General features: G+C 73.6%; 2 protein-coding genes and 1 pseudogene. All 3 read right to left on the bottom strand.

The features are described 5' to 3' along the window. Positions 1-2,146, bottom strand: a pseudogene (locus AB0C20_RS35460) (hypothetical protein); the annotation flags it as partial. A 383-nt stretch (positions 2,147-2,529) separates the two neighbouring features. Next, complete coding sequence (locus AB0C20_RS35455) at positions 2,530-3,090, bottom strand: XRE family transcriptional regulator (protein WP_357180946.1); 561 nt, start codon at positions 3,088-3,090, stop codon at positions 2,530-2,532. A 171-nt stretch (positions 3,091-3,261) separates the two neighbouring features. Further along, complete coding sequence (locus AB0C20_RS35450) at positions 3,262-3,855, bottom strand: DUF3043 domain-containing protein (RefSeq protein WP_355007751.1); 594 nt, start codon at positions 3,853-3,855, stop codon at positions 3,262-3,264. Between the last annotated feature and the right edge of the window lie 199 nt (positions 3,856-4,054).

Below are 4,054 nucleotides of genomic sequence, written 5' to 3'. Positions count from 1 at the left end.
GCTGATCCAGATGCTGAAACGGGTGCCGTCCTTGACGTTGGTCGCCAGATTTCTCCACTGCCGCGGCGGTACGTAGGTCCAGCGGTTGGCGCACGAGGTGCGGCCGCTCCGCCGGGGGCGAGCGGTCCGGGGAGACCGGGCGGCGGTCGGTCGGTGGGGTGCCTGCCAACGGGTCGCCGACCCGACGGCGGTCCGGGCCCGGCTCCTCGCCGCGCCGCTGGTCAACCGGACGGTCCCTGCTGTCCGGGCCGGGGTAACGCGGCGGCGGGGCGGGACGCGCGCCGGATGCCGGTGGCGGTTCGGCCAGTGGCCGGCGTTCCGATGCTGGACGGGCATCCGAGCGCTCGTCGGCGCCGGGCGGGTCCACCGGCGCGGGCAGGTACTCCAGCCGCAGGCGCGCGGCGGGTGGCCCCGAGACGGGCCGGTCGGAGGTGGGGGACACCGGAACGGCCGACACCGGTCGGTCTCGACCGGGCGCGGCGGGGGAGACGGGGGCGGCCGATACCGGTCGGTCCCAAGCGGGGGAGACGGGCGCTGGCGACACCGGTCGTTGCGGGGAGGCCGGGGCGGCCGATACCGGTCGGTCCCAGCCGCGGCTGGCGGGGGAGTCGGGCGCTGGCGACACCGGTCGTTGCGGGGAGGCCGGGGCGGCCGATACCGGTCGGTCCCAAGCGGGGGAGACGGGTGCCGGCGACACCGGTCGTTCCGGGGAGACCGGCATGGCACGGCCGGAGGCCGGCGGCGCCGTCGCGGCCGGGCGTACCTGTCGCTCGTCGTAGCGTGCCGGAGTGGCCGCCGGGCGCTCGTCAGGCCGGGACGGCGTGGCCGCCGGCCGCTCGGGCCGCGCGGCCGGCCGCGACGCGATGCCCGGCTCGGGGCTGCGGTGCGGGTCCGTGGTGCGGTGCGGGTCGGTGCGGTGGCCGGGCTCCCTGGTGCGGTCCTGGCGCACCGGACCCGGTGCTGGCCAGGGCAGACTGCCGTCCGAGCGTTGGCCCGGCTGTGGCCGGGGCTCGCGGTACGCATCCTCACGGGGCGCGTCCTCGCGGTACCCGTTGTCGCGGTAGGTGTCCGGGCGGGCCTGCTCGCGGGGTCGCCGGTCCGGGTACGCCTCGGCGCGGGCGGCCGCCTCACGGGGCTGCTGCCGGTGTGGGTCGGTGTCGGGCCGCCGCCGGTCGTCGTCGAGGCGGGGCTGGTCGGGGAGGTCCGGATCGGGGCGACGCCGTCGTCCACCGTTGGGTGAGGGCGCTGCGCCGATCCCCTCGTCCGGGCGGTAGCGCGGCTCCGGGCGGCGCGGGTCGTCGGCGGCCCGGTCCGGGTACCCGTCGGCGCGGTATCGCGTGCGGCCGTCAACGGGTGCCCACGGGTCGACCGCGTCGGCGACGCGGCCGTCGTGGTCGCGGGTGGGTCGGACGCCGTACCCGTCGCCGGTGTGCCGTTCGTAACCAGCGGCCGGTCGTTGCGGTGTGCCGCGCCGACGTGGTGTGTCGTCCGGCTCGGGCACCCAGCCGGGTTCGGGCCGGGGCGCGGGGGAGACCGGCGGAGAGCCTCGGTAACCCCGGTCCCGCTCGGTGGGCTCCTGCCGGGGACGGCGGCTGTCGTACCGCTCGGGGGTGGGCTGGTCCTGGTGCCAGGCGGCTTCCCGCGCGGGCCCCCGCTCGTCGGCGGGGCGTCGGTCGGACCAGGCGGTACGTCGGTCCGACTCGGGCGAGCGGCGGTCGTCGCGGCGGGGTGGCTCGGGCAGCGGACGACGGTACGGCTCGTGGTCGTAGTGGCGGGAGTCGGCGTTGTCGGGCCGGCCGTAGGCGGAGGTGTCCGTCGAGAGTTCGTCGCTGCGGAGTCGGCTGTAGGCCGATGCCTCGCCAGGCTCGTCGTCCACCCAGGAGCGGCCGTGTGGTGTCTGTTCCGCTGGTGGTTCGTCGGACCAGGACCGGCCGAGGTAGGTGCCGTCCGGGCGGGTGGGCGCCAGCGGCGGCACTTCGGCGCGACCGGACACCGTCGCGCGGCCGCGCGGTGGCGGCTGGTGCGGCATGCCGATGTCGCCGGCGTAACGCTGGCCGGGGAACTGGGGGTGCCACTCGGTGGTCGGCTCGACCACCCAGGACGGTTCGTTCGGGTCTGACCATCGGTCGGTGTAGCGGCCGTTCATCCGTCGAGCCCGTCGCCACACCCGGCCGCTGGGCCGATTCTCGGCGGGGTTGAGGTGTCCGCAGCCGCCGTCGGGTGACCAATGGGCGTCCGGTCGCCGCCTGCCACGCCCCGGTGGCCGGCTCGCGTCCGCTCGCTCACGCGTTGTCACCTCGTTGCAAATTGTCGCGCTGGGGCCGCACGTGCCGGTCAGATCGCTGCTCCGGCAGGCCGTGGCTGCGGATGGAGGGTAACGGCGTGGGCTCGCTCACCGCCACTGTGGTGCCGCCCACCGGCGCAAACGTTATCCCATTGGTTTCGGACATTTGGTCCTATAAGCGAATCTGGCCTCCGACCATACCGCACACGAAGACCACCCGGCTGCGGCGGGATCGCCGTCCTCGTTCAGGGGTGCTCCATGATGAGGACGGCGAACGTACCGGGAGCGAGCGCCTCGTAACGGTGCGGGGCGTCGCCGGGAAACGTGGCGTAGTCGCCGGGTTCGAGTTCGACAGGTGCCGCCTCGGGTCCCACCCGCAGTCGGCCGGCAGCGACCACCACGTGCTCGATGCTGCGCGGGGTGTGTCCGTGCCCGGCTCGGACCGCGCCCGGTTCCAGCCTGATCAGGTAGATGTCCCGGCGCAGGTGCGCAGCGCCGGCGCTGAGCAGCGTTCCGCTGAAGTCGGCCCGCTCGGAGCGGACGCGCGGCCCGTCCCCGGCCCGGATGACCCGTACGCCGTCGTCGACGGGCTCCACCAGCCGGCTGAACGGCACACCGAGTGCGACGCCCAGCGCCCAGACCGTCTCCACACTCGGGTTTCCGGTGCCCGACTCCAGTTGGGAGAGGGTGGACTTGGCCACCCCCGCTCTGCGGGCCAGCTCGGTCAGCGAGATGCCGACCCGTTCCCGCTCCCGGCGCAGGGCGGCGGCGATGGTGGCCAGGGGGGCAGCCGGTTCCGAAGGCATGCCTTCGCTCCATTGGTCAAATGTTCGGTCTGTCGAACAACGACCCGTTCAGCATGATGAACGCACGACAAGATCCGCGCAGTTACGGCAAAACTGCTGCCTCAGAGGTGTCTGAGGCAGCAGTTTTGGCGATGTCGCGCGGATCTGGAACTGCGGGAGTGGAGCCGGGGGTCAGACCTTGTCGCCCAGCTTGACCTGGGGCGCGGGAGCGCGCATGCGTCGGAAGGTGATCGACCGCATGACCGCGTAGAGGAAGAGCGAGCCCATCCGCTGGTCGGTCTTCGGGAAACGTTCCCGGACCAACTTGCTGATCTTGCGGCAGATCAGCACCGAGTCGACCACCACACCCAGCGCCAGCGCGCCCCAGAGCACGTTGGAGATCAGTCGGACCACCGGCGGCATGGCCGCGTTCGACCCGACCAGCACGATCAGCGCGCCGCCGAAGAACCAGGTGCCGACGGTACGCCGGGAGTCGACAACGTTGCGGGCCAGCAGCCGCTCCGGGCCACGGTCGCGGGGGCCACCCTCGCGGCGGAACTCCGACGCCGCCTCGGCGCGCAGTTGACGGCGACGCTCCCGCTCCTCCTCCTTGGTGAGGGGACGCGTGGGACCGGCCGGGCGACGGCCGACGGTCGGCCGCTTGGGCGTCTCCCGACCCTTGGCCGGGGTGTAACCCCGGGAACGCTCAGCGGTCTCCTCGGGGGTCACCGAGGTGACGGCCTCGTCGACGAGGTCGGTGGACTTGCGGCGAAAGAGCGACGGCACGCGGCAAGGGTAGCCAACGGTCCGCGCCCGGTGCACATCGCGGTACAGCGGCGACGGCTCCAGGTCGCAGCGCGACCTGGAGCCGTCGTATCCGAACGATGGGTGGTGATTGGCTCCATGCGCACACCTCGCGTAACGGTCTTCACTGGAAGCAACCGCACCCGCTTCATCGACGAGTGCTTCGAATCGCTCGTTGCGC

Source organism: Micromonospora sp. NPDC048843 (genome assembly GCF_040649965.1).
Lineage (GTDB): Bacteria > Actinomycetota > Actinomycetes > Mycobacteriales > Micromonosporaceae > Micromonospora > Micromonospora hortensis.
Note: the sequence above shows the minus strand (reverse complement) of the source record. Positions and strands in the feature narration are given on the sequence as shown.